Origin of the sequence: Granulicatella sp. WM01 (assembly GCF_004570605.1) — a bacterium.
Lineage (GTDB): Bacteria > Bacillota > Bacilli > Lactobacillales > Aerococcaceae > WM01.
On the sequence record NZ_SPPB01000107.1, the window covers coordinates 1 to 1872 of the forward strand.

The window sequence follows — 1872 nt, forward strand, 5'->3', positions numbered from 1 at the left end:
ATCTTGATAGAACATAGTAGGTGTATCCTTTCAATTTATATATGTATATTATAACAGTTAGTGAGGAAAAATGTATAAAATAAATGTTATACGAAAAAAGACCGCTGACAGTTATATTTGTCAACAGCCTCATCAACCCTATTTATTATAGAACCAAAATTGTTTTCTAGTTATGAAAAGACTGTTACGCACTTAAGTGCATAACAGCCTCATCAACCCTATTTGACATAGAACCAAAATACCAAGGAACATCTTTTACAATAAATCCTTGATATTTTTAAGTGCCATACATAATGACCCGTACGGGACTCGAACCCGTGTTACCGCCGTGAAAGGGCGGTGTCTTAACCGCTTGACCAACGGGCCAGTAATGGTAAAACAACGGAGAAAGAGGGATTTGAACCCTCGCGCCGCGTTAACGACCTACACCCTTAGCAGGGGCGCCTCTTCAGCCTCTTGAGTATTTCCCCAACACACTAAAGTTATTTTTGTTTTACCATAATGGGCCTAAATGGACTTGAACCATCGACCTCACGCTTATCAGGCGTGCGCTCTAACCAGCTGAGCTATAGGCCCTATTAAAAAGCGGGTGACGAGAATCGAACTCGCGACAACAGCTTGGAAGGCTGTAGTTTTACCACTAAACTACACCCGCTAAATGATTCAGAACTTAAAACAATCTACCAAGTTCAGAACCTACGGTCCCGACGGGATTTGAACCCGCGATCTCCTGCGTGACAGGCAGGCATGTTAACCCCTACACCACGGAACCACATTTCTTAATTGCGGGAACAGGACTCGAACCTGTGACCTTCGGGTTATGAGCCCGACGAGCTGCCAACTGCTCCACCCCGCGTTATTAATAATACTCTTTCGAGTTAAGGAGGATAAGGGATTCGAACCCTTGCACGCTTTTACACGCCTGACGGTTTTCAAGACCGTTCCCTTCAGCCGGACTTGGGTAATCCTCCATTATGACCCGTACGGGACTCGAACCCGTGTTACCGCCGTGAAAGGGCGGTGTCTTAACCGCTTGACCAACGGGCCTCTATATAATAATGGGCCTAAATGGACTTGAACCATCGACCTCACGCTTATCAGGCGTGCGCTCTAACCAGCTGAGCTATAGGCCCTATTAAAAAGCGGGTGACGAGAATCGAACTCGCGACAACAGCTTGGAAGGCTGTAGTTTTACCACTAAACTACACCCGCTAAAAGTGGTTCAGGACAGAATCGAACTGCCGACACCTTGAGCTTCAATCAAGTGCTCTACCAACTGAGCTACTGAACCATACGGTCCCGACGGGATTTGAACCCGCGATCTCCTGCGTGACAGGCAGGCATGTTAACCCCTACACCACGGAACCACATTTCTTAATTGCGGGAACAGGACTCGAACCTGTGACCTTCGGGTTATGAGCCCGACGAGCTGCCAACTGCTCCACCCCGCGTTATTAATAATACTCTTTCGAGTTAAGGAGGATAAGGGATTCGAACCCTTGCACGCTTTTACACGCCTGACGGTTTTCAAGACCGTTCCCTTCAGCCGGACTTGGGTAATCCTCCAAAATATAACAATGGACCTTGTAGGACTCGAACCTACGACCGGACGGTTATGAGCCGTCTGCTCTAACCAACTGAGCTAAAGGTCCTATAGCTATTTAAATAGCGGCGAAGGGGATCGAACCCCCGACCTCCCGGGTATGAACCGGACGCTCTAGCCAGCTGAGCTACACCGCCATAATAAAGTCGGGAAGACAGGATTCGAACCTGCGACCCCTTGGTCCCAAACCAAGTGCTCTACCAAGCTGAGCTACTTCCCGTGTTGTTCATAATGCCAAGCATTATTATGCACCCAACAGGAGTCGAACC

The 1872-nt window shown here is 47.8% G+C and carries 17 tRNA genes; all 17 read right to left on the minus strand.

Features of this window, described 5'->3' with window-relative positions:
- Window positions 1–294: 294 nt before the first annotated feature.
- Window positions 295–366: transfer RNA gene (locus E4T68_RS08665), tRNA-Glu, on the minus strand.
- Window positions 367–382: 16 nt separating this feature from the next.
- A tRNA-Ser gene (locus E4T68_RS08670) sits at window positions 383–470 on the minus strand.
- A gap of 32 nt (window positions 471–502) precedes the next feature.
- Window positions 503–576 (minus strand) — tRNA-Ile (locus tag E4T68_RS08675).
- Between the two features lie 8 nt (window positions 577–584).
- A tRNA-Gly gene (locus E4T68_RS08680) sits at window positions 585–655 on the minus strand.
- A 44-nt stretch (window positions 656–699) separates the two neighbouring features.
- A tRNA-Asp gene (locus E4T68_RS08685) sits at window positions 700–772 on the minus strand.
- Between the two features lie 11 nt (window positions 773–783).
- Window positions 784–856, minus strand: a tRNA-Met gene (locus E4T68_RS08690).
- A 25-nt stretch (window positions 857–881) separates the two neighbouring features.
- A tRNA-Ser gene (locus tag E4T68_RS08695) sits at window positions 882–971 on the minus strand.
- Between the two features lie 4 nt (window positions 972–975).
- Window positions 976–1047: transfer RNA gene (locus E4T68_RS08700), tRNA-Glu, on the minus strand.
- 12 nt (window positions 1048–1059) lie between these two features.
- Window positions 1060–1133 (minus strand) — tRNA-Ile (locus tag E4T68_RS08705).
- Between the two features lie 8 nt (window positions 1134–1141).
- Window positions 1142–1212, minus strand: a tRNA-Gly gene (locus E4T68_RS08710).
- Between the two features lie 6 nt (window positions 1213–1218).
- A tRNA-Phe gene (locus tag E4T68_RS08715) sits at window positions 1219–1291 on the minus strand.
- A 3-nt stretch (window positions 1292–1294) separates the two neighbouring features.
- A tRNA-Asp gene (locus tag E4T68_RS08720) sits at window positions 1295–1367 on the minus strand.
- 11 nt (window positions 1368–1378) lie between these two features.
- Window positions 1379–1451, minus strand: a tRNA-Met gene (locus tag E4T68_RS08725).
- A gap of 25 nt (window positions 1452–1476) precedes the next feature.
- A tRNA-Ser gene (locus tag E4T68_RS08730) sits at window positions 1477–1566 on the minus strand.
- A gap of 12 nt (window positions 1567–1578) precedes the next feature.
- Window positions 1579–1652, minus strand: a tRNA-Ile gene (locus E4T68_RS08735).
- Window positions 1653–1666: 14 nt separating this feature from the next.
- Window positions 1667–1740, minus strand: a tRNA-Met gene (locus tag E4T68_RS08740).
- 9 nt (window positions 1741–1749) lie between these two features.
- A tRNA-Pro gene (locus tag E4T68_RS08745) sits at window positions 1750–1823 on the minus strand.
- Window positions 1824–1872 lie beyond the last annotated feature (49 nt).